The following is a 21,542-nucleotide window of genomic DNA, read 5'->3' on the forward strand; positions in this document are numbered from 1 at the left end:
TCCTTCCTCCAAACTTCCAAAACCCTATACCTGCACATTTTTGGCCTTAGACCCGACTCCTTTTACAAAAGTAATCCCCAAAGCCTCCAACTCTTCTTTCAGTTCCCCATACCTATTTCTGCTGACCGGCACGACCATGCCATTTTCCAAAAGCGCCTCATAGGTCTGTCCAAATTTACTGGAAGCCACATGTACAATATCCGAAAGAGGTATCACAAAGGACTGATGGCAGCGGAAAAAACCATAATCACAAAATATCTTTTCCAATTCATCCAGCGTCATCGCCGTCTGATACTCTCTTCCATCTTTCAATCTGACCCAGATTTTTCTCTTTTCCTTACAAATATACAGAATCTCTCTGGGTTCAAAAAGAATATACTCCTGCCCGATACGTACTCCCACTTTTTCACTGCCCCGAGGCGTATCTTTCTTCCCGACTTTCTCAAAGGTCTTGCCAAGCCTTACCACGTCAACCGGTTTCGTAATGAAATCGACCGGCTCATAATCGTAGCTTTTCAGCGCAAAATCTGCATGGCCTGTCAAAAACACATAGGGTACCTTTTTGTGATGCTTCTCTATATAAGCTGCCAATTCAAAACCACTCATCCCCGGCATCTCAATATCCAGGAAAACCAGAGAAATCAATCCCGAATCCATGATTTTTACAGCCTTTGCAATATCCATAGCATACACGATCTGTTCTTCAGGCACATAATGCTTCAGAGCGGATATTGAATCCTCTGCCGCGATCGGCTGATCGTCAACTAAAAGCACACGCCCTTCGTACATCACGATCCCTCCTTACCGAGCTGTAATGGAAGTTTTGCGACAAAAAATATAATGTCTTTCTCCATTCTGGAATACACTACACCGCCATACCTGGCAACAAGTGCCTGAATCGATGCGATTCCTATCCCTTCATGCCCGTTTTTTTCAGAATGTCCAATATGATAATCCTGCATTGGATTCCTGTATAACGTCCGGTTAGACACATTGATGATGCAGAACTCACCTCTCTTTAAAATCGACAATTTGATTCCATAGGATTTGTCCGGCAGCACTTCGGTCTCATCGATTGCGTTCTGCAGAAGATTTCCAATGACTTTGTTCGTCTCATATACATTCGTCACAATCTGTGACAAATCATTCTCAATATCAATCTCCATGCGAATTCCGCTCTGCGCAGCTTTGCTTTGGAAAGAGAGAATCAATGCACTTATTGCTGCATCTTCAAGAGGCAGCAGCTGATTCATGGAAATAGAATCCTTAAGCAGCTCGCCCAAATATTCTTCACACGCACCATAGTCTTTACGAAGCAAGAGCCCATGGAGCGTCTGAACATGAAAATTGTAATCGTGTCTTTGGGAACGGATTACGCTCATATAGGTCTGCATATCATCACGATACTGTTTTTCCGTAAGAAGCGTCATTTTTTCCTTACGACTTAATATTAACAGATTAATGAACTTAAGTCCACCCAAAAAAGTAAACCATTCCAACAGAAGCACAGAAATTGAATATATGCCCGAAATGACCGGCATTGCAAGACTTAATCCATACCCGGCCAGAATCATATACAGTCCACGCATTGACTTTTTCTTTGAATCCGTATCCACGAATAACTCCTGCCAGCCTTCGTCCGGAAATTCGCCTGACATTCTGCCAAACAGCACGATTATTCCTGCCACGCCTATCACGATCAGCATCACACGGAAAAAAAGAGAAATTTCTGTCACCTGAAGCAAAGTTGCTATCGTCATCTGCAGCATTCCGAAAGCGCCGCACGCAAGCGATACGGCAGCGACCATATCAATCGCACGTCCTCCGACCTGCATAACAATAGCAATATAGGTGATCAAAAACAGGAAGCAGATTACTCTACTCATCTGAATATTCAAATTAAGACAAACCACTAAACCGCAGAGCATTCCCACAATACAGGAACGTATTACATTCAATCTTTTCTCAACTTTCAGCCACCAAAAAGATAAAAAACAAGAAACTGCAGCTCCAATTCCCAGAAAAACGTAACTAACGATCAACATCACGTTCTCCCCTCCTCCATTTTGTCTCGTGATTTTAAATATTCCTTAGTATAGCATTCTCCTCCCCATTTTTCAATCATTACTCGTGATACAGCATCCTGGCAAGCTGTTTATGAATCAGTTCCTTGTCCATTCCTCCGACCGACTCGTGCACCAGCTTTCCGTTATGGTAATACCGAAACGCGGGAATTCCAAAGATTTTAAACCGCCTTGCCAGACTTCTGTGGATAGACGTGTTCACCTTCAAGAATCTGATAAACGCCATGTCATCTGCCACTTCTCTATAATACGGCGCTGTTCCTTCACATGCACCACAGTGATCTCCATAGAAATCAACCATTACATATTCCGCGCCCTGTACTAATTCATCGTAATTCTCACTTGTCGCTTCTATTATTGCCATTTTCTACACCTCCAATAACTTTTCAGCCTCTGCCATCAGAAGAGAGAATGCGTGCTCCTGATATTTCAACATTTTGAACATATCGAGATTCGTCTGTTTCATGAGTTCTTCTTTCTTCTCGCCCCGCTCCTTAGCCATTGTCCCGATTTCAGTGATCATATCTTCCTCTGTCACTTTGAAATGATCTTTTTCACAAAAATAGCGATACATAAGGTAGGGAACAAAATACATCTCCTGTGCCTTAGCAAGCTCTTCCATCGCCTCTTCTGTTGTCATCATCGTTCCGTCCTGCCTCTTGTGCGGATCAATTCCGGCCCTCTCATATGCGTTATAAATAAGCTCCGCGCGTGTAAACATCCACGCTCTTTTTTCTTCCTCGTCAATAACAAATTCACTGCGTTCTGACATTTCTTTCAGCCAGAATTGCGAGATTATAATACATGCTTTTTCTTTGTATTCTTTGTCGTGCTGCTCATGATACCAACGGTAGTAATCCTCTACCGTATGTACTCCCGGAATATCAAGCAGCTCCACCAGACCATCACATACCTGCATCACAACCTTGCGAACGACCTTATCTACTTTGAGTGTGAGCGTAATCCCATTCAGGCTGCATGTAAACTGATCTCCTGCCTTTTTCCCGGTCACCGCCTTTTCCGCTTCTTCTGCTCCCGGAAGACTCCGTCCCGGATAGAGAAGAATACCTCGTCCACACCAGCCTTCCGTTGATGCGCAGGTGCAAACACAGCGTACGCTGTCCCCTTCCTTCACTGCTTCGTCTACTTCACTCTCACCGGAATGATCCTTGGCCAGAGCCGTAAGCTCCTCCTCAATCTCACTGTCCGGGTGACGCCATTTTCTCAGATCCTCTGCCACATCAAGCTGCGTATAATCATAACAGCTTACCATCTTAGACTTCATGTTATCTCCTTCTTTCCACTTTTTCCTGTATTTTCCTGTTATTTTGCAACTCCCGCGCCTGCCTTTGCAAAGGTACGATAATATGCATTTGTACGAAGCATCTCTTCCGGCGTTCCGCACGCCTGTATCTGACCGTCACAAAGTACGATGACCTGATCCGCAAATACGGTAGCAGAGTAATTGTGAGCAATCAATATCGTAGTACGCCCCTTCATCAGATTGCTGAGCGCTGCCGTTACCTGCTGTTCACTTTTCGCGTCCAGATTACTGGTCGCCTCATCGAGAAGCAGATAGTCCGGGTTACGCATCATGGCCCTCGCGATTGCAATACATTGCTGCTGTCCGCCAGAGAAATTAGAGCCGCCAGGTCCCACCTGGGCATCGAACTGCCCCGGCGTATTCATGACGAAATCGTAAATATTTGCCATTTTTGCAACATGAATCAATTCTTCCTCCGACACATGCCGCTCTACTCCATACAGAATATTTTCCCGAATCGTACCAGACAGAAGCGGTTTGTCCTGTGCCACGATGGCAAAGCTCTTCCTCCAGGACGAGAGTTTAAATTCTGTGATATCCTTTTCTCCAAAAAAGATCTGTCCTTCCGTCGGATCATACATACGCTCAAGCAGTTTGAACAGTGTACTCTTTCCTGCCCCGTTCGTCCCGACAATCGCTGTAATCTTGCCCTTCGGGATTGAACAATTCAAATCGCGCAGGACTGATGCCGACTGATAAGAAAAGTTTACATGATTCAATATAATATCTGCATCTGCGACATCCAGCTCACACCCTTCTTCCCGTTCGTCCGGCACTTCCAATATATTCCCTATTTTCTTAACAATTCCTGCATTTTTAGAGAACTCTCCAAAACTCGTACACAGCCCTGCAAATCGCATAACTACCATAGAGCAAAGTGTATAGAATCCGATCAGCTTGCCGACAGAAATCTCTCCTGTCGCTACCATCCGGCTGCCTAATACAAAGGAAATGACAATATTCAGACAACCCACGACCTCCATACCGCCAAGCTGAATCATTGTAGTATAGCTGAGAAGTACATCTGCCTTGCACTGCTTCCGGAACAGGTCATCTGCTTTCCTGCTTTCATCTTCCTCCATGCGGAACGACTTAATAAGCCTGAGTCCCCTTACATGCTCTGCAAGATATCCCATCATAGCTGCCAGCATGGTTCTTACAGTCGCACCCGTCTTATAGGTAAGTTTACTGTAAATAATCGTAATTCCCGCCACAACAGGGATCAGGATAAGACTCGTGAGAGCCATTTTGGACTGGAAGGAGAATAATTTCTGGAAAGCCACAATTCCCGCATAAATGGCCGTAAATATATCAATCCATACCTGGAAATAGTTCCCGGCCGCGTCTGCATCCGTTGTCACCCTTGTCACAAGCTCATTTACATTGTCCGTATCATAGTAGCTGGTAGGCAGACGCATCATCTTATCCCATGTCCGAAGCCGCACTGCGAGGTTAATTTTCTGCAACAGAAGACCTGTAGCATAAGTAAATGCAATCGTAGTAATTCCTGCTATAAGCTGAAATTCCACATAGCGGACCAATTCATCCATCTTGACAGTATTTTTCGTTCCGTCGATGATTGAAGCCGTAAGCGTGATAGACTCCACTTCGACATGTGACTTAATCATAGAAATCACTACCACCAGGAACAAAAGAAGCCAGGGCAGTTTCATGCCTTTAAATATCTTTGTATAATCCTTAATCTGTTTTATCATTGTACTGCCTCCTTTTCTGCCTGACAGGCAGCGATCAGATCCATGAAAGCCTCACAATTTCCATATAATTCCTTATAATTGCCACAGCCTGCAAGTACGCCGTTATGCAATACAACAATCTGATCCACCCTCTCAATCAGAGAAAGATCGTGCGTTACGATCAGTTTCGTTTTTCCCGGGAACATTTCAAATATCATATCCTGTACCATTTTGGAAGCTGCCGCATCCAGCGCGGAGGTCGGTTCATCAAAGAGCAGAATATCCGTACCTCTCATCAATTCTCTGGTCAACACCAGCTTCTGTTTCTGACCTCCCGACATAGACGTTCCTCCCGGTGCAACCGGCGTATCAAGACCCTTTTCCCATTTTCTCAGGATATCAGCAAAGCCGGATTTTTCTGCCGCTTCCCATATCTCCTGATCGGGCACTTCCCGGTGAAGCCCATAGGTAAGCGCCTCTCTTGCCGTGCCGCTGAAAATGTCGGCACCCTGTTGAACATACCCCATAGCTCCGCGCAGCTTTGCAAGCGGAACCTCTGTCACAGGTACGCCTCCCAATGTCACCCGGCCTTCTTGCGCCTCATAAAAGTGTTCAAGAAGACTGATGGAAGTCGTCTTACCACTCCCGCACAGTCCGATTATCGCAGTAGAACTGCCTTCCGGAATGGAAAATGATATATCCTGAAGCGCCTTCTTATCCCCGTAAGAGAACGATACATTTTCAAATACAATAGAAGTATCTTTCGGCTCTTTTCCACCGGAGAGTATCTCCTTTTCCTCCGGCGCTTTCAGAAGCTGTGCCGTTCTCACCAAGGTACCCTGAATCATTTTAAGATTAGTCCAGTATCCAATCAGATTATCAAACGATGTAGAAAGTGTAGCGGAAAACATATAAAATGCAACCCACTGCTGGATCGTAATGTCCCCCCGCTTAAGAAGTACGACTCCAAAGACCATGACCGTCATCGTCTGAAGCATTCCTATAAGTGTAGCCAATGCAGTTATCACACACTGTAATTTATTTACACGCATATTAGCATTGAACAATTTGTGTGCAGCCTGTTCTCCGTTTTTTAATTCATTTTTTTCATTTGTGTAGGTCTTGATCAGGCTCAGACTTCTGACACGTTCTGCAAGGTAAGCAGTAAGACCCCCGATCTCTTTAAATACTCCGTACTGTGTCTTATACTTCCACCGCCCGATCACTATGGTATACACGATTTTGACAGGGAGAAGTAAAAATATAGAAACCATTAACCATACATTATAGGAAGATATGGTTTTAAGCGCTGTCAGTACATAATAAATTGTGGGCAGGAATCCCACTAAAAACTCTACCAGCAATTGTGCTGCCGTTGTAGCATCATTGGTCAACACACTCATCATATCAGAGGGATTGTGGCTGTCATAATAATCCATTCGGATATGAAGCATCTTATCCCATACCACACGCCGCACATTTCGCGCCGCAATATGACGTGCCGGAGAACGGAGCGCCACATCCGCGCACAAAACGATTGTAAAAATCACATAAAACCAAATCGCATCAAACAGCACCTTGCTGTCCGTACTTCCGCTCATAAGTCCTGCTGAAACCGTAGGCAGAACCAGCATCACTCTGTTATAGCCAAAATTACAAAGAAAAGCGATGATGATCCAAATCCATGGCAAATGTATTTTTTTCAAAAGATTCCAAAAATCACGCCAATTCCCCTTGCCTGATTCTTCTCTTTTTACTCTCTTATCCACAATAGAATCTCCTTTCGGATTTATTACCTGTTTTTATGCTATAAAAAAGCGGCAGACAGCTATCTACAGTCTGCCGCTCTCACGCCGCCTAATACTCTGTCAGGCCATTATAGCTTTTCATCATCTCTACGTAAGCTTCCAATGTCTCTTCTGACAGGGTGCCGCCTGCTGCAAAAGCAGCAATTGCAGCCTCCACAGTATCCCCTTCCGAAACGGCATAAACGATAGTTCCTTCCTGCATGACATTCTGTCCCTGGGAACTATAAAACTCAGCCAGATCCGCTGCTGATGTCTCGTCCGGAGCAATAAAGTAATTGTATTCTGCTACTGGTTTTCCGTCCTTTCCATACATAATGTCATAGACCTTTGTCGCTGTGTATCCAAAACCCTTCATGTCGGACAGAAGTTTACAGCTCTCATCCCCTACCAAAACATATCTTTGGTTAAAATCCAGATCTTCCGGATCTTTATAAGTAAAACTATCAGTCATTTCGATGCTGAAATCTTTGTCAATCTCTGCTGTATCATTTTCCTTGGAGGAATCCTTGCTTCCTTTGTCCGAACCGCAGCCGACAAGCGCTGCCCCCAACATGATACACATGATAATAGAAACCAGTTTCTTTCCCATATTACTTTTCTCCTTCTTTCATTTCAGTAAGCGTACAGCTTTCTTTTAAAAATTTACAGTAACCCTCCGGCTTTGCCTCATATGCCTTTTCCATATCCGGCAAACTGGTGATCAGCGCATCTAAATCTTCCTTTTTCGTCTCCTCACAGGTCACCTTATCCTCTGAGACAATACAACGATACTCTTTTACAACTTTATCATCTTTTACATAGAAGATAACATATACATCGGACACTTTTATTTTCTTATCCGCAGAAATCTGCTGTGCCAGTTTGCTGTCTTCCTCTCCGCGATACACATAACGTTTTTCATATTCCAGATCTTCAGGATCCGTATAAGTATAGTCTGCCGTAATCTGGATCGCGGTCTCAGCCTCTTCCGGAACTTCCTGTACTTCCGATTCCTCTGTCACAACACCTGCCTCAGAAGGATCAAGTTCCTCTTCTTCTGGAACACTGATGCTCTCGTCCACAGAATTCTTCTCTGTCACTGTAGTATCCGCTGCATTTTCCGGCATATTCTCCGGCACAGTCCCTGCTTCTTCCGGCTCCGCAGTCTCTGTAACATCCTTGCCTTTCTCCACGGTTCCTGCCTCAGAAGGATTAAGTTCTTCTTTCGAAGTATCCGGAGCAACCGGAGTAGCTACAGCCTCCTTAGGCTCTGTTTCTTCTACCGTTCCTGCCACGGAAGGATCAAAACTTTCATTTTCAGATTCACTTTCTGCTTCCGTATTGACTTTCGCCTCTTCATCAGCCTTCATCAATACGACCTTTTCTGTGCCACTCTCCTGATTCTTGATTCCCGTATCATGCAATACGTATCCTACATTGTGTGTCAGCGAGAAATCATCCAGATCATGGAAGGTTCCTTCCTCAGTCATCTTGAGTTCCGCCATCTCTATCATAGCAGAAACCGTCTCATCTTTCACGACTTCTTTCATACCAGCCGCTATAAACAATCCGTTCAGATAGGCTTCCGGAGTCGCCTCGTCAAACCAGCCGGCCTCGACTAATCCGTTGATTGTATCCTGTGCTGTGCTATTGATCACAAGCGCCATATTGGTATTCGGCATTGCTACCGCATACATTCCTGATTCCACCATCTGCTGCGCCAGGGCTGCTGCTTTTTCACTATCCGCCATAACGTACGCTTTGATTTCGTTCAGTGCTTTCCCGTCCGCTGCATACAGAATCTCATAGAAACCATCCGCCTGACATTCCTGCGCATAGCCGCAGCTTGAATCTCCGTAGAGTACATAACGGGTATCGTACTTAAATGACGGTGGCAGAATCTGCGTCTCGTCAAATGTATAGCTGTCGCTCATCTTGATTGTAAACTGTTCTTCCTGGGGTACTCCCGTAAGTCCGCTTACAGGCGGAACCGGCGGTTCTTCCTGCTTCTCGACTTCCGTCATTCCAACCGCTACGAACAATCCGTTCAAATACGCTTCCGGGGTCGCCTCACTGAGCCAGCCGTCTTTCGCATATCCTTCAATCGTCTCCTGAATAGCGCTGTTTATCACAAGTACCGTATTTGTATCTGGCATTGCAACCGCATACATTCCGGTTCCGGTCAACTGTTCCGCCAGGGACGCTGCCTTTTCACTATCCGGCATCACATACGCTTTGATTTCGTTCAGCGCTTTCCCGTCCGCTGCATACAGAATCTCATAGAAACCATCCGCCTGACATGCCTGCGCATAGCCGCAGCTTGAATCTCCGTAGAGTGCATAACGGGTATCGTACTTAAATGACGGTGGCAGAATCTGCGTCTCGTCAAATGTATAGCTGTCGCTCATCTTAATCGTGAACTGCTCTTCCTGGGTTACTCCCTTGAGTTCGTTTACAGGCGGAGCCGGTGGATTCGGTGGATTCGGTGTATCCTGCTCCGGATCAGGATTCTTAAAGAACTTAAAGTTTTCCTGCTTTACCATTGCCTCCATATAACCTTGCGGAGTAGCGTCCTTACTATATCCAGCCTGCGCATAATATGTAATCATTTGCTTCACAAGGTCCACATTCATATTGAGGCATGCAACCCTTCCTGATACCGAAACTTCTCCCATACCTCCAAAGGCATTTTTCACCTGCCCTGCATCTGCCTCGCTTTTTGCGTCATATATACGGTAAACTCCGACCAGCTCTCCGTCTTTCAAATAGTAGATATCATATGCGCCTTTTATCTCGCATCCACTCTGACCTGCTGCCACAGCAGCTCCGCAGTCTGAACCGCCATACATGACATAACGCTCATCATAGTCTAATCCTTTGGGGTCATTAAACGTATACTTATCCGTCACCTTTACCGGGAAAGTACTCTTTACTGTTGCCTTCGCTTTCGTGATATCCTCAGTCAACTGTTCAGCCGTAACACTGATACTCTTCTCACCTGAATCAACCGGAGGGTTATCCGGGTTACTCGGCGTATCCGGATTACTTGGTGTGTTCGGATTACTTGGTGTACCCGGATTGCTCGGCGTACTCGGATTACTCGGTGTACCCGGATTGCTTGGTGTGCCCGGATTACTCGGCGTATTTGTGTTTCCGGAGCTGGAAGATGGTTTATATTCGCTCATTCCACCGAAATAGAATGCCATTCCCAGATATGCCTGTGGAGTTGCCGACTTGATTACTCCACCTTTATAATAAGTGTTAATCGAAGTCTGCACATAACTTCCCGAAGAGTACACATATACAACATCGCCCCACACTCCGCAGGTTAAATCGGTTCCTTTCAAAGATGCTGCATATTTGTTGGCATCCGCCTCGCTTGACATGACATAGCACACATATTCGCCCATTGCCTGTCCACCTTTAGCATAGAGAACCACATAGGCTTCCTTACAGGTATATCCCGCACGTTTTGCCCGTTTTGCCGGCATACAGTCAGAACCCCCATGAAGGACGTACCTTGTATCAAAGCTGATTCCGGACGGATCGGAGAAGGTGCAGAGGTTGCTCATCTTAATACTAAAGCTGCTACTTGCACTGGTACCGCCGACACTGGCTCCGCCATTATCGACATAGCCATTACTGGTCGGCGTTGCCCCATTCTCTCCTGCTTTACTCGGGTCCACACCGTCATCCTTATTCTTCCCTGCCGCATCTGCGTCTATATCGTCAGTCGTCTTATCTTCATCCTTTTTATCCCTGTCTTTATCGTTAGAAGACAATACCTGATCGACTACTTCCTCAAGGCCGCCCTTTCTGGAAAAGAGATAGCCGCCTGCAATACCGATACACACAATAAGTGCAGCTATCCCTCCGATAATTAATTTTTTCTTTTTGCTCATGCTCTCACACTCCTTAGATGCAGATTTCATCTTTCTCTGTATATTTCATGCCCGTAAAAATCATAAAACATCCTAAAAATGTCTAAAATCCGCATATTATTTTCATAACAATAGCATACAGAGAGTTTCTTTCTCAATATTGTTTGCCTATTCGGAAGATTTCGGCGTCTATTCGGCATTTTTCGCCTATCACCCCCTTGATTTTCTTTTTCACTGTCGAAACTTGTCTACAGATATTCAATCTGATCAAATGTAGCTTCCACAGCCTCCAGAGAAGCTTTACCTCCTATCAAACATACGCCGGCCTTTTCACAGATTGCATCGAGAATTTCCGCAATTTGGACCAACTCTGCTTTTGTCGTGTGCAAAATTTCTTTTCGCTCTCTTCTCCTCATATCATCTGTCATACCACTCAGATAATCCTCAGCGGAGCGAATTCCTTTCTGTCGCACGCTCAAAAGAGGTTCTGTTGAAGCAATCGCACTGATCACGTATCGGTCTAATGGTTCCTCACTTTCACACAAGCCTCTCAGAGCCGCTCCAGCCCCATCAAAGCTCTTCAGTGAATTAGCCGCATTTGGATCACGGAATGTCAGGAACATAACATCTCCACTATCCGAAACACTAAGCCCGGTCCCGTATGCTCCTCCCTTGACACGGATCACATTCCACAGGTATCCATAGCTTAATATTCTCGCTGCCACCCGCATTGCTCCATGATAATGTGCACCACATATTTTAAGGTTTGCACCCTTCCCTGCAAATCCGATTTCGGCAGGAATACGAATTCCCCGCTTGCTCACTGCCGACGTCTGATAGTTTACCGCTGCCTGCATAGAACCCGTTCCTTCCGGTAAAAAGCAGAGCAGTTTATTGAGCCATTTTTGTGAAAGTTCTCCTGTCACACTTATAAATGCCCGCTCTCTCACAAAAATCCTCCTGCGCAGTTCCTCCAGATTTTGAAGGAGCCTCTCACCTTCCCGCTCAAAATCATTGTCCATTTTTTGTACCCAGCGAAGCATCTCTATTCCTTCAAATGCTTCCCGCACAGCGCCGCGCGCCGAAAACTGGGCCGCTATCATCTGAGCCGCGTACCGGTTTCCAGACATCACAATATTTTGTTCCATCGCAACCCTAAGCTGACGCAGTCTGTTACGAATATAGCTTAAATTGTTAAATTTTGAACCATTCAATATTTCATCTATCAGCCCTATCGCTTCTTCTATTTTCTCCTCAAGAACGGAAACACTGATCACCAGATACGGCCTGCATTTTTTCGTATCCTCCGGTTCGGAAAACACATCCACGTAAGCACGGAAACGTCCCAGACGGCCTTCCAGTTCTGTCTGAAGTTCCAGCGCACTGTAATGCTTTGTATCTGTCTGTCCGAGGAGCATGCGCAAAAAGGAAGTCCGGCACAGTTCCTCCGGGTTCTGGTCTTCCAGAGAAAAATAATAACTAATATGTACGATTCCTTCCGTATCAAGCTTCTGGATCAGAACCCGGGTTCCTCCAAGCTCTGTTACGCTTCTCGGAATTTCTTCGATCTCTTCAGTAATGTCGGACAGCTCCAATACCGGAAGTGCCGCGATCTTTTCCGGACTGTCCGGCGTTTCCTGTACCTCTCTTAAATGGCAAAGTGCACCGATCACCTGCTCTCTTTTCTCTGCGGTCCACTGCTCCTTCACAGATTCAAGCCTTGCCCTCTCACGCTCCCTTTTTTCCTTTCCCAGCGTGACAGATGGACGAAGGATAAGACGTGCATGGTGTGGATTGTCAAGAAACACCTCTCTTAGAAGCTGCTCAAAATATCCGGTTTCTACCGATTCTCTCAGTGAAGCAAACAGTGCGGCGTGGCTCAGATTCTGCGCAGGGTCTCCTCCATACAGACAGCTATTCAATATCTGCAGCGCATTCATGACTCCTTCCGGGAATCCGGCTGTCTCCTTCTCCCGCATATTGAATTCCATGCGATTCAGTATAGCGCCGATTCTCTTATGATCCAGCCCCGCAGCCGCCAGGTTTTTTAAAGTCATCTCTACGGTATTCCAGATTTCTTCTTTTCTTTCGTCTTCTGTATTTCGTATCACCAGTTTTAGGTAAGGCTGCTGGATTCCGTCTATTTTCTCTAATTCTACATTTTCAGCCAGGCCTTTTTCCAGAAGCGCTCTCTTTAACGGCGATTCATTTGTGGAGCAGAGTATCTCAGCAAGCACAGAACAAGCGATATCCTTCTTTGGCTCATCATATCTCCCATATATCCAGCCCTCTGCCAGAAGTGTTTTCTTCCGGGTCTCTTCTGTTTCCCCCACTTCATAAAAGCCCTGATCTTCCTCTAAAGCTACACTCTTCTGCAATTTAATCTCACTGTCTACATCCTGGTAGTCAAATTCCCGAATCGCCTCATCAATCTTTGTAAGTACCGCTTCCAAATCCATATCCCCGTCAAGTATCATATAAGAATTAGAAGGGTGATAGAACCGTTTATAGTTTGCCACATAGCTCTCATAGGTCAGTTCTGTGATATGTTCCGGATCGCCGCCTGACTGAAAGCGATAACAGTTATCAGGAAACAAACGGCGGTTCAGCCTGCTTTCTATGATAGTATCCGGCGATGCATAGACACCTTTCATCTCGTTATATACGACACCGTTTAAGCGCAGTTCCCCCTCCGGCTGCTCCAATTCATAATGCCAGCCTTCCTGCCGGAAAATCTCTTCTTTCGTGACACATAAGGGGTGCAGTACCGCATCCAGATATACAGACATCAGATTCAGCAAATCCTTCTGGTTGCGGCTGCATATCGGATACAGCGTCTTGTCCGGGAAAGTAAACGCATTCATAAAGGTCTGGAGCGAGCTCTTAATCATTTCCACAAATGGCTTACTCACCGGATATTTTTCCGAACCGCACAGAAGAGAATGCTCCAAAATGTGAAATACTCCCGTATCATCACCCGGAAGTGTCTTAAACGCAATCGCAAAGGTCTTATTCTCTTCCCGTCTTTTCAACCAAAACAATTTTGCACCATTCTTTTTATAATGCATCTGATAGAAAACGGCTTTCATCTCCGGGAGCTCTTTTACCTCCTCCAGCACGAATCCCTTTTCTATTACTACCTTCTCCACATCCTGCCTCTTGTTCATCAGCCTACCCCTTTTTCAAATTTCATTCTTAACTTTTACTTTACCTGTCATTTGACATTTTTCGATATTTTTAAAACCTCTTTAAGAATAAAAAAAGAATAGACAACCGTCAATATCGGTTGCCTATTCGGCAATAGCAGATGACTATTCAGCAATATATTAATTAAGAAATCCACATATTTTATCCACGACCTCATCAATCGTCATATCAGAGCTATCAATCAGATGTGCGTCCTCTGCCTGCTTAAGAGGCGCAATCTCACGATTCATGTCCCTTGCGTCCCTCTCCTCAATATCTTTTGCAATTTCCTCAAGATCACAGGAAATCCCTTTTTCTGTCAATTCCTTATATCTTCTGTTCGCACGGCACTCTACACTCGCCGTCAGATAAATCTTCACATCGGCATTTGGAAGTACATGCGTCCCAATGTCTCTTCCATCCATGACCACATCCTTCTCCTGCGCCAGATTCCGCTGCAGATCCAGCAGCTTTGCTCGCACTGCCGGCACCGCGGAACTCATGGAAGCCATATTTCCCACAGCCTCCTCTCTTAACATGGACGTGACATTCTCGCCGTTCAGATAAATCTGCTGAACTCCGTCCTCATATCCGATGGTGACCTTCGCATCCGCGCAGGCCGCAGCAATCTTCTTAGTCTCCTCCGGGCAAATTCCCTTCTTGATAAAATGAATGGCCATTCCCCGGTACATCGCGCCGGTATCCACATAAATATATCCTTTTTTCTTTGCCACCAGCTTTGCTATCGTGCTTTTTCCGGCGCCAGCCGGTCCGTCGATCGCGATATTATATCCCATATCTATTTCCTCCTGTCCTGATTTTCCATCTACCAAATACTCTCTCCCGCAGCACAGCCCGTAGACCAGGCGATCTGCAGATTGAATCCTCCGGTGAGCGCATCTACGTCCAGCACCTCTCCTGCAAAATACACGCCGGCCACCAATTTTGACTGCATGGTAGAGGGATCAATCTCCCCTACCTTCACCCCGCCGCGCGTGATAATAGCTTCTTTATAATCGCGAAGACCTGTAACCGTGAATTCAAAATTTTTGATCAAATGGACGAACGCAAGCCGCTCTTCCCTGGATATCACGTTCACTTTTTTCTCCGGGTCAATCCCGCTTTGCTTTACCATCACCGGAATCAATTTGGCCGGAAACAATGCATTTACCGCATTTTTAAACTGTTTGTTATGATTTTTCTCAAATTCACGAAGCACCCTCGCATCAAGCTGCTCTTCGGTGAGCGCCGGCTTTAAGTCTATCGCCAGGCGAAGCTGCTTTTTTCCCTTTAGTTTTTTTCCAACATAAGCGCTGGCACTGATAATGATCGGGCCGCTCACCCCGAAGTGGGTGAACAGCATCTCCCCAAATTCGGAATACAATTCCTTCTTGCCGTCATAGATAGCCGCCCTCACATTTCTAAGGGACAAGCCCATCAGCTCCCTCGCGTCTCCTTCCCTGACCTCCATCGGCACGAGGGAAGGCGACAGCTCCGTAACCGTATGCCCTAGTTCTCTCGCGAACCCGTAACCATCGCCCGTGGAGCCCGTCGTGGGATAGGAAAGTCCTCCCGTTGCCACGATGCAGCAGTCCCCATTTACGATCGTCCCGTCCGCCAGCTCCAGATGCGAAAATACCAACTGCGCACGCTTTCCGCTTCCGGCCTCCTCCATGTCTTTCGCCGGATACGCAGCCACTTTCTTCACGGTGGTATACAGATGCACCTCCACTTTCTGAGTTCTCAGCTCCGCCTCCAATGCCTTTATGACATCTGAGGAATGGTCGGAAACGGGAAATACCCTCATTCCCCTCTCAACCTTCAGTTTCAGGCCAAGCTGTTCAAAAAATTCCATCACGTCCTGATTGCTGAACCCATAAAAACTGCTGTACATGAATTTCCCATTGGAGACCATAGCTGACAAAAGTTCTTCCATATCGCAGGCATTGGTTACATTACAGCGCCCCTTGCCTGTGATAAATAATTTTTTGCCCAGCTTTTCATTCTTTTCGTAAATATGAACTTCATTTCCATTGCGCGCCGCGAAAATGGCAGCGCACATTCCGGCGGCACCGCCGCCTACTACTAAAACTTTACTCATATATTTTCCTTCTCAATTCGTCTTTACTCTTCACTCTCATCGTCCATTCTGAGCTTCACTGTATCCTCCACCGGCTCCAGTTCATCACGTGAGTATACCTGATACTCGTCCCAAATGTCTTCCAATGTTTCCAGTGTCTCGATGACATCGTCCTGCTTCTTCATGCAAAGTGCTACCACCAGCGCGTTGATCACGCTCAGAGGCGCTACCAGGGAATCCACAATGGAGGCCATATCGCTTCTTGCGATCAAATTGCAGGAAGAATACAGGTTCATCGGAGAGTGTACGCTGTCCGTTATGGTAATCACCTTCGCCTTCCGGTTGCTGGCAAATTCCAGTGCTTTTAAGGTCCTCATCGAATACCTTGGAAAACTGATTCCGATAATGACATCGTCCTCTCCGATTCGGATCAACTGTTCAAAAATCTCACTGGAACTATTCGTGTGTACGCTGACCACATCACTGCAGATCAAATTCAGGTAAAATGTCAGGAAATTGGCCAGCGGCGCGCAGCTCCGAATGCCGATCACATAGATCTTCCTTGCGCCAAGCAAGGTGTCCACCGCAAGTTCAAACGCCTGCTGGTCGATGCTTTCCATCGTCAGCTTGATTTTCTCAATATCCGATTGTAATACCGTAGCCAGGATCTCACTCTGGGCGATCCGCCCATACGTCACTTCCATACGCTGGATCGAATTCAGCTTGGTCCGCACCAGCTCGCCAAGTGCCTTCTGGAATTCCGGATACCCTTTATAGCCTAGCTGCGAAGCGAACCGGACCACGGTGGATTCACTGACCCCCACAGCCTCTCCCATCTTCGCCGCTGTCAAAAATGCTGCCTTATCGTAATTCCCACGAATATAGTCCGAAAGCCGCTTTTGGCCTTTGCTCAGCTTCGCGTATTTTTCTTCCATTCTCACCAATAATTCATTCTTCGTGCTCATTACTGTTTACATCAGGCAGAATCCCTTTTTAGTTACCGTTCATCTTGGTAACAAGGGTTTCTGCCATGTCCTTCCTCTTAATTTAATCGCTTTTATCAAAATAAAATGTGCTCTCGCACATTCTTCGCGCGCGAGCAGGCTGCGTAGCAGCAATTTCCTTCCCGCAAGCTGTGCATTTTATTTCACAAGAAAATGCCATGCACTTTCCTGTGAAATAAAAAAAGAAGCGGCTCTTTACTACAGAAACCGCTCCCTTTTCTCTATGCTCTGGCATTATCCGCCAATTCTATGCTGCCTGGAAACGTCCTCTACCGAGGACTATTATACCGTTTTCACATGGAAAAAGCAACCATACCCACGGGGTTATTTTCGTCGTATCTTTCGATGCACCAGCCTACGCACCTTAAGTACGGACAGCTTTTTCGCAGGAAGTCTTACATCTCTCAGCCCTTCAAAGACTTCTCTCCGGTCCCAGACTTTTCTTGCTGTAATCCAAAACCCTTTTGCTCTTCTCAGCCATTTGATTCTGCGAAACCATCGATTATTCTTCACAAAAATCCCCTGTCCTTTCCTAAAGACACGCTATTTGCGCTAAACCGGATAGCTTCCGTTCTCGGTGTCGGCGATTGTCGTGTCGACTTTCTTCTGCTGTGCTTCACGATATTTAAAGAAGTCGGTAGCTACCTGCGGGAAGAGTGCATAGCTGAGCACGTCCTCGTCCTGCTGTTTGTACTGAGCCATCTCTTTCTCCAGAGTTTCCAGCTCATCCGGAATCAGGTCCGCCGGACGGCAGGTGATGACCTCTGCATCCTCACCCAGAACTTTCTTCTTCACTTCTTCGTTGAACGGTTTTACGGTCGCACCGTATTTGCCGCTCAATACATCCTTCGTCTCTTTGGTAGCCATCTTATAGCGCTCACCCATCAGCACGTTAAATACGGCCTGCGTTCCCACGATCTGTGAGGACGGGGTAACAAGTGGCGGCTCACCGAGGTCTTTTCTTACACGCGGCACTTCTTCCAGTACGTCGTAGAACTTATCCTCTGCACCCTGCTCCTTCAACTGGCTTGTCAGGTTGGACAGCATACCGCCCGGTACCTGATAGAGAAGAGTCTTGATGTTAACGCCGAGGTTCTTCGGATTCAAAAGTCCGCTCTCCAGAGCCTCGTCACGAATCGGACGGAAATAGTCCGCAATCTCTGCAAGAAGGCTCTGGTCAAATCCGGTATCGTATGGAGTTCCCTTGAACGCCTCCACCATAACCTCTGTTGCCGGCTGGGAAGTTCCCAGAGCAAACGGAGACATTGCAGTATCGATGATATCCACACCGGCCTCAACAGCTTTCATATAGGTCATGGAAGCAACGCCTGAGGTATAGTGGGTATGAAGCTCAATCGGAAGATCTACCGCTTCTTTCAGCGCACCGACAAGCTCTGTTGCCTTGTACGGCAGAAGAAGCCCTGCCATATCCTTGATACAGATGGAGTTTGCACCCATATCCTGAATTCTCTTTGCAATATCTACCCAGTATTCCAGTGTATAAGCATCTCCCAGTGTGTAGGAAAGCGCTACCTGTGCCTCTGCCTTTTCTTTATTTGCCGCGCTTACCGCCGTCTGAAGGTTACGAAGGTCATTCAGACAGTCAAAAATACGAATGATATCAATACCGTTTGCAACAGATTTCTGTACGAAATACTCTACCACATCATCTGCATACGGACGATATCCCAGAATGTTCTGTCCGCGGAACAGCATCTGCAGCTTGGTGTTCTTGAATCCATCACGGAATTTCCGAAGTCTTTCCCACGGATCTTCTTTGAGGAAACGTAAGGAAGCGTCAAATGTCGCACCTCCCCAGCACTCTACTGCATGATAGCCGACTTTGTCCATTTTATCAATGATCGGAACCATCTGCTCGGTAGTCATACGGGTCGCGATCAATGACTGATGAGCATCACGCAGAATGGTTTCCATAATTTTAATTGGTTTTTGTTCAATTACTGCCATTATATTCTTCCTCCAATTTTGTCTTTCATTTACGGATTGCTAACTCATCGCCAGACGTATGCTTCGCATACAATTCCTTCGGAATTCTGCGCTGCGCGCAGGTCAGGCATTCGTTATCAACCGCGATTTGCCCTTGCAAGCAAGCAAATCGCTTCCAGTTTCTACATGACTCCAAAAATTGCCATAAATGTTCCGGCTGCAACTGCCGTACCGATAACACCTGCCACGTTCGGACCCATCGCATGCATCAGAAGGAAGTTCGTCGGGTCAGCCTCTGCACCAACCTTCTGAGATACACGGGCTGCCATCGGAACTGCGGATACACCGGCGGAACCGATGAGCGGATTTACCTGTCCGTGAGTCGCGATACACATCAGCTTGCCAAAGAGTACACCTGCCGCGGTACCGAAGGCGAAAGCGACAAGACCCAGGGCAACGATCTTAAGCGTATCCAGGTTAAGGAACGCCTCCGCGCTTGTGGTCGCCCCTACGGAAGTTCCGAGCAGAATAACGACGATGTACATCATCGCATTCGACGCGGTCTCGGTAAGCTGTCTTACGACGCCTGACTCTTTAAAGAGGTTACCGAGCATCAGCATACCGACAAGCGGTGCGGTAGTCGGAAGAATCAGACATACAACGATCGTAACGATGATCGGGAAAAGGATCTTCTCCAGTTTGGTTACCGGACGAAGCTGTCCCATCTTGATCTTCCGCTCTTTCTCGGTTGTAAGAAGTTTCATGATCGGCGGCTGGATGATCGGCACCAGTGACATATAAGAATACGCCGCCACGGCGATCGGTCCCAAAAGTGCCGTCTGCTGCAATTTACCGGCAAGGAAGATGGAGGTCGGTCCGTCCGCACCACCGATAATGGAGATTGCTGCCGCTGCCTTGTCCGAAAAGCCCATAGCCATCGCTCCCAGATATGCCGCAAAGATACCGAACTGTGCGGCTGCTCCCAGAAGGAAGCTCTTCGGATTCGCGATCAGCGGTCCAAAGTCGGTCATTGCGCCGACTCCCATAAAGATCAGGGACGGCAGAATGGCCCATTCGTCTAATTTAAAAAAGTAATACAGAAGTCCGCCCGTTCCATTCGCTGCGTCCTCTGCATGAAGCATGATATCCGGGTAAATATTTACCAGGAGCATACCAAATGCAATAGGCACCAGAAGAAGCGGTTCAAACCCATGCTTGATAGCAAGGTACAGGAAAAAACATGCCACCGCGATCATGACGTAGTTACCCCATGTGAGGTTAAAGAACGCAGTCTGGTGCAAGAGATTTCCCAGAGTCGTTGTGATATATTCCATGTTATAACCTCCCGTTTTTTAAAAGGACTTTACTCCTTAGTTTAATGTAGCAAGTGCACGGCCAGCCTCTACCATATCACCGACTGCTACATCAATACTTGCAACGGTTCCGTCTTGCGGAGCTACAACAGGAATCTCCATCTTCATGGCTTCTACGATCACGATGGTATCGCCGCGGGATACTTTCTGCCCTACGCTGGCTTCAATCTTGAAGACTTTTCCGGCTGCTCCTGCCTCTACTTTGATGCTTCCTGCACCTGCTGCCGGTGCTGCCTTCGGAGCCGCTTTCGGCGCTGCCTTCGGTGCTGCGGCCGGTCTTACTGCCGGTGCCGGAGCTGCTGCTCCATTCTCTTCTACGGTTACATCATATACATTTCCGTTTACTGTAATGGTATAATTTTTCATCTTTTAATTCCTCCTGATCCTAAACTGATTATGCATTCCATTTATTGGATTTTCTTCTCTTGATAGAGCGAACCACGAATCCGTCCGTGCTGGTTCCTTCTGCCGCAGCAATGGCTGCTGCGATTACCGCAATAAGTTCTGTATCATCTTCCTCAGGCTCCTCTGCCACAGGCACAGCCGCCGGTGCCGGTGCCGGAGATGGCACTGCAGGTGCCGTTTTCTTAGATGATTTGTCAAATAATGCAGGAATGTATTTTAACAGGGAAATGATAAAGCTCATGAATATCAATACCACAAATACAGTTCCCATGCCAAGTAATGTATTAAGTCCCGCTTTCTGAAGAACTTCGCCGGGACCATAGTGTGCCCCTACCGTAAATGCATCAAGCTTTAAATTTTCATCAAACGTAAACTCCAAAGCGGCATCTCTTTTGGAAAATTCTGCCTCTGTAATGACCGTCACGCCTGTACTTGAACTCTTAAATGTATAATCGCCATGTCCCTCATATTCACCGCACTCATCAAAAGATGCCTCCCATCCTTCCAGAGCCGTAATAAGAGAACTTGCTTCCATCTGCACGCCGGTCTGTCCTTCAAACTGCGCCATCAGATATCCCTGATTCCATTCGGACATATCGCTGATATCTGATCCGGAGATTCCTCCGCCCTGAATAACGGCAAGCACCTGTTCACAGGACTGTTCAAGGGTCTCTGCGTCGTACTCTACCTCATTCTTATTGCCGCAGCCCGCTACGCTAAGCACAAGTGCCAGAATGCAGACTAATAAACTGATTTTTTTCTTCACTTCGCTTCACC

General features: G+C 46.6%; 17 protein-coding genes. All 17 read right to left on the reverse strand.

Annotated elements, in window-relative coordinates:
* Positions 1-24: 24 nt before the first annotated feature.
* Positions 25-789, reverse strand: a complete 765-nt coding sequence (locus ABXS75_12430) for a LytTR family DNA-binding domain-containing protein (GenBank protein XCP83874.1) — start codon at positions 787-789, stop codon at positions 25-27.
* A complete protein-coding gene (locus tag ABXS75_12435) occupies positions 789-2,045 on the reverse strand; it encodes a GHKL domain-containing protein (GenBank protein ID XCP83875.1) in 1,257 nt (418 codons plus the stop codon). Before ABXS75_12435 ends, ABXS75_12430 begins: the two co-directional genes overlap by 1 nt.
* Before the next feature lie 79 nt (positions 2,046-2,124).
* Positions 2,125-2,448 (reverse strand): thioredoxin family protein, encoded by a 324-nt coding sequence (locus ABXS75_12440; protein ID XCP83876.1) that lies wholly within the window; start codon positions 2,446-2,448, stop codon positions 2,125-2,127.
* A gap of 3 nt (positions 2,449-2,451) precedes the next feature.
* Positions 2,452-3,369 (reverse strand): hypothetical protein, encoded by a 918-nt coding sequence (locus ABXS75_12445; GenBank protein XCP83877.1) that lies wholly within the window; start codon positions 3,367-3,369, stop codon positions 2,452-2,454.
* Between the two features lie 38 nt (positions 3,370-3,407).
* Entirely contained in the window at positions 3,408-5,123 is a 1,716-nt protein-coding gene (locus ABXS75_12450; protein ID XCP83878.1) for an ABC transporter ATP-binding protein, read from the reverse strand.
* Complete coding sequence (locus tag ABXS75_12455; protein XCP83879.1) at positions 5,120-6,871, reverse strand: ABC transporter ATP-binding protein; 1,752 nt, start codon at positions 6,869-6,871, stop codon at positions 5,120-5,122. Before ABXS75_12455 ends, ABXS75_12450 begins: the two co-directional genes overlap by 4 nt.
* Positions 6,872-6,959: 88 nt before the next feature.
* On the reverse strand, positions 6,960-7,499 hold the full coding sequence (locus ABXS75_12460) for a hypothetical protein (protein XCP83880.1): 540 nt from the start codon (positions 7,497-7,499) through the stop codon (positions 6,960-6,962).
* 1 nt (position 7,500) lies between these two features.
* Positions 7,501-10,791 carry a hypothetical protein gene (locus tag ABXS75_12465; protein XCP83881.1) on the reverse strand — a complete coding sequence of 1,097 codons (3,291 nt, stop codon included), beginning with the start codon at positions 10,789-10,791 and terminating at the stop codon, positions 7,501-7,503.
* A 227-nt stretch (positions 10,792-11,018) separates the two neighbouring features.
* A complete protein-coding gene (locus ABXS75_12470) occupies positions 11,019-13,937 on the reverse strand; it encodes an insulinase family protein (GenBank protein ID XCP83882.1) in 2,919 nt (972 codons plus the stop codon).
* Between the two features lie 159 nt (positions 13,938-14,096).
* Positions 14,097-14,753: a (d)CMP kinase gene (cmk, locus tag ABXS75_12475; GenBank protein XCP83883.1), complete on the reverse strand. Its 657-nt coding sequence runs from the start codon at positions 14,751-14,753 to the stop codon at positions 14,097-14,099.
* Between the two features lie 29 nt (positions 14,754-14,782).
* Positions 14,783-16,057, reverse strand: a complete 1,275-nt coding sequence (locus ABXS75_12480) for an NAD(P)/FAD-dependent oxidoreductase (protein ID XCP83884.1) — start codon at positions 16,055-16,057, stop codon at positions 14,783-14,785.
* Positions 16,058-16,080: 23 nt separating this feature from the next.
* A complete protein-coding gene (locus ABXS75_12485; GenBank protein ID XCP83885.1) occupies positions 16,081-17,001 on the reverse strand; it encodes a MurR/RpiR family transcriptional regulator in 921 nt (306 codons plus the stop codon).
* A 363-nt stretch (positions 17,002-17,364) separates the two neighbouring features.
* Positions 17,365-17,553 (reverse strand): hypothetical protein, encoded by a 189-nt coding sequence (locus tag ABXS75_12490; GenBank protein ID XCP83886.1) that lies wholly within the window; start codon positions 17,551-17,553, stop codon positions 17,365-17,367.
* Positions 17,554-17,592: 39 nt separating this feature from the next.
* Positions 17,593-19,008 carry an oxaloacetate decarboxylase subunit alpha gene (locus tag ABXS75_12495; protein XCP83887.1) on the reverse strand — a complete coding sequence of 472 codons (1,416 nt, stop codon included), beginning with the start codon at positions 19,006-19,008 and terminating at the stop codon, positions 17,593-17,595.
* A gap of 161 nt (positions 19,009-19,169) precedes the next feature.
* The gene (locus ABXS75_12500; GenBank protein ID XCP83888.1) at positions 19,170-20,321 is read right to left on the reverse strand and encodes a sodium ion-translocating decarboxylase subunit beta; all 1,152 of its coding nucleotides are present in this window, start codon (positions 20,319-20,321) and stop codon (positions 19,170-19,172) included.
* A gap of 36 nt (positions 20,322-20,357) precedes the next feature.
* The gene (locus ABXS75_12505; protein XCP83889.1) at positions 20,358-20,726 is read right to left on the reverse strand and encodes a biotin/lipoyl-containing protein; all 369 of its coding nucleotides are present in this window, start codon (positions 20,724-20,726) and stop codon (positions 20,358-20,360) included.
* A gap of 28 nt (positions 20,727-20,754) precedes the next feature.
* On the reverse strand, positions 20,755-21,531 hold the full coding sequence (locus tag ABXS75_12510; GenBank protein ID XCP83890.1) for an OadG family transporter subunit: 777 nt from the start codon (positions 21,529-21,531) through the stop codon (positions 20,755-20,757).
* Positions 21,532-21,542: the final 11 nt, after the last annotated feature.

Source organism: Roseburia hominis (assembly GCA_040702975.1).
Lineage (GTDB): Bacteria > Bacillota > Clostridia > Lachnospirales > Lachnospiraceae > Allocoprococcus > Allocoprococcus hominis_A.

Excerpts from the sequence above, each read along its gene's own strand:
- ABXS75_12460 (XCP83880.1), bottom strand. The coding sequence starts at position 7,499 with ATGGGAAAGAAACTGGTTTCTATTATCATGTGTATCATGTTGGGGGCA.
- cmk (XCP83883.1), bottom strand. The coding sequence starts at position 14,753 with ATGGGATATAATATCGCGATCGACGGACCGGCTGGCGCCGGAAAAAGC.
- ABXS75_12465 (XCP83881.1), bottom strand. The coding sequence starts at position 10,791 with ATGAGCAAAAAGAAAAAATTAATTATCGGAGGGATAGCTGCACTTATT.
- ABXS75_12430 (XCP83874.1), bottom strand. The coding sequence starts at position 789 with ATGTACGAAGGGCGTGTGCTTTTAGTTGACGATCAGCCGATCGCGGCA.
- ABXS75_12440 (XCP83876.1), bottom strand. The coding sequence starts at position 2,448 with ATGGCAATAATAGAAGCGACAAGTGAGAATTACGATGAATTAGTACAG.
- ABXS75_12505 (XCP83889.1), bottom strand. The coding sequence starts at position 20,726 with ATGAAAAATTATACCATTACAGTAAACGGAAATGTATATGATGTAACC.
- ABXS75_12500 (XCP83888.1), bottom strand. The coding sequence starts at position 20,321 with ATGGAATATATCACAACGACTCTGGGAAATCTCTTGCACCAGACTGCG.
- ABXS75_12480 (XCP83884.1), bottom strand. The coding sequence starts at position 16,057 with ATGAGTAAAGTTTTAGTAGTAGGCGGCGGTGCCGCCGGAATGTGCGCT.
- ABXS75_12470 (XCP83882.1), bottom strand. The coding sequence starts at position 13,937 with ATGAACAAGAGGCAGGATGTGGAGAAGGTAGTAATAGAAAAGGGATTC.
- ABXS75_12450 (XCP83878.1), bottom strand. The coding sequence starts at position 5,123 with ATGATAAAACAGATTAAGGATTATACAAAGATATTTAAAGGCATGAAA.
- ABXS75_12485 (XCP83885.1), bottom strand. The coding sequence starts at position 17,001 with ATGAGCACGAAGAATGAATTATTGGTGAGAATGGAAGAAAAATACGCG.
- ABXS75_12445 (XCP83877.1), bottom strand. The coding sequence starts at position 3,369 with ATGAAGTCTAAGATGGTAAGCTGTTATGATTATACGCAGCTTGATGTG.
- ABXS75_12435 (XCP83875.1), bottom strand. The coding sequence starts at position 2,045 with ATGTTGATCGTTAGTTACGTTTTTCTGGGAATTGGAGCTGCAGTTTCT.
- ABXS75_12495 (XCP83887.1), bottom strand. The coding sequence starts at position 19,008 with ATGGCAGTAATTGAACAAAAACCAATTAAAATTATGGAAACCATTCTG.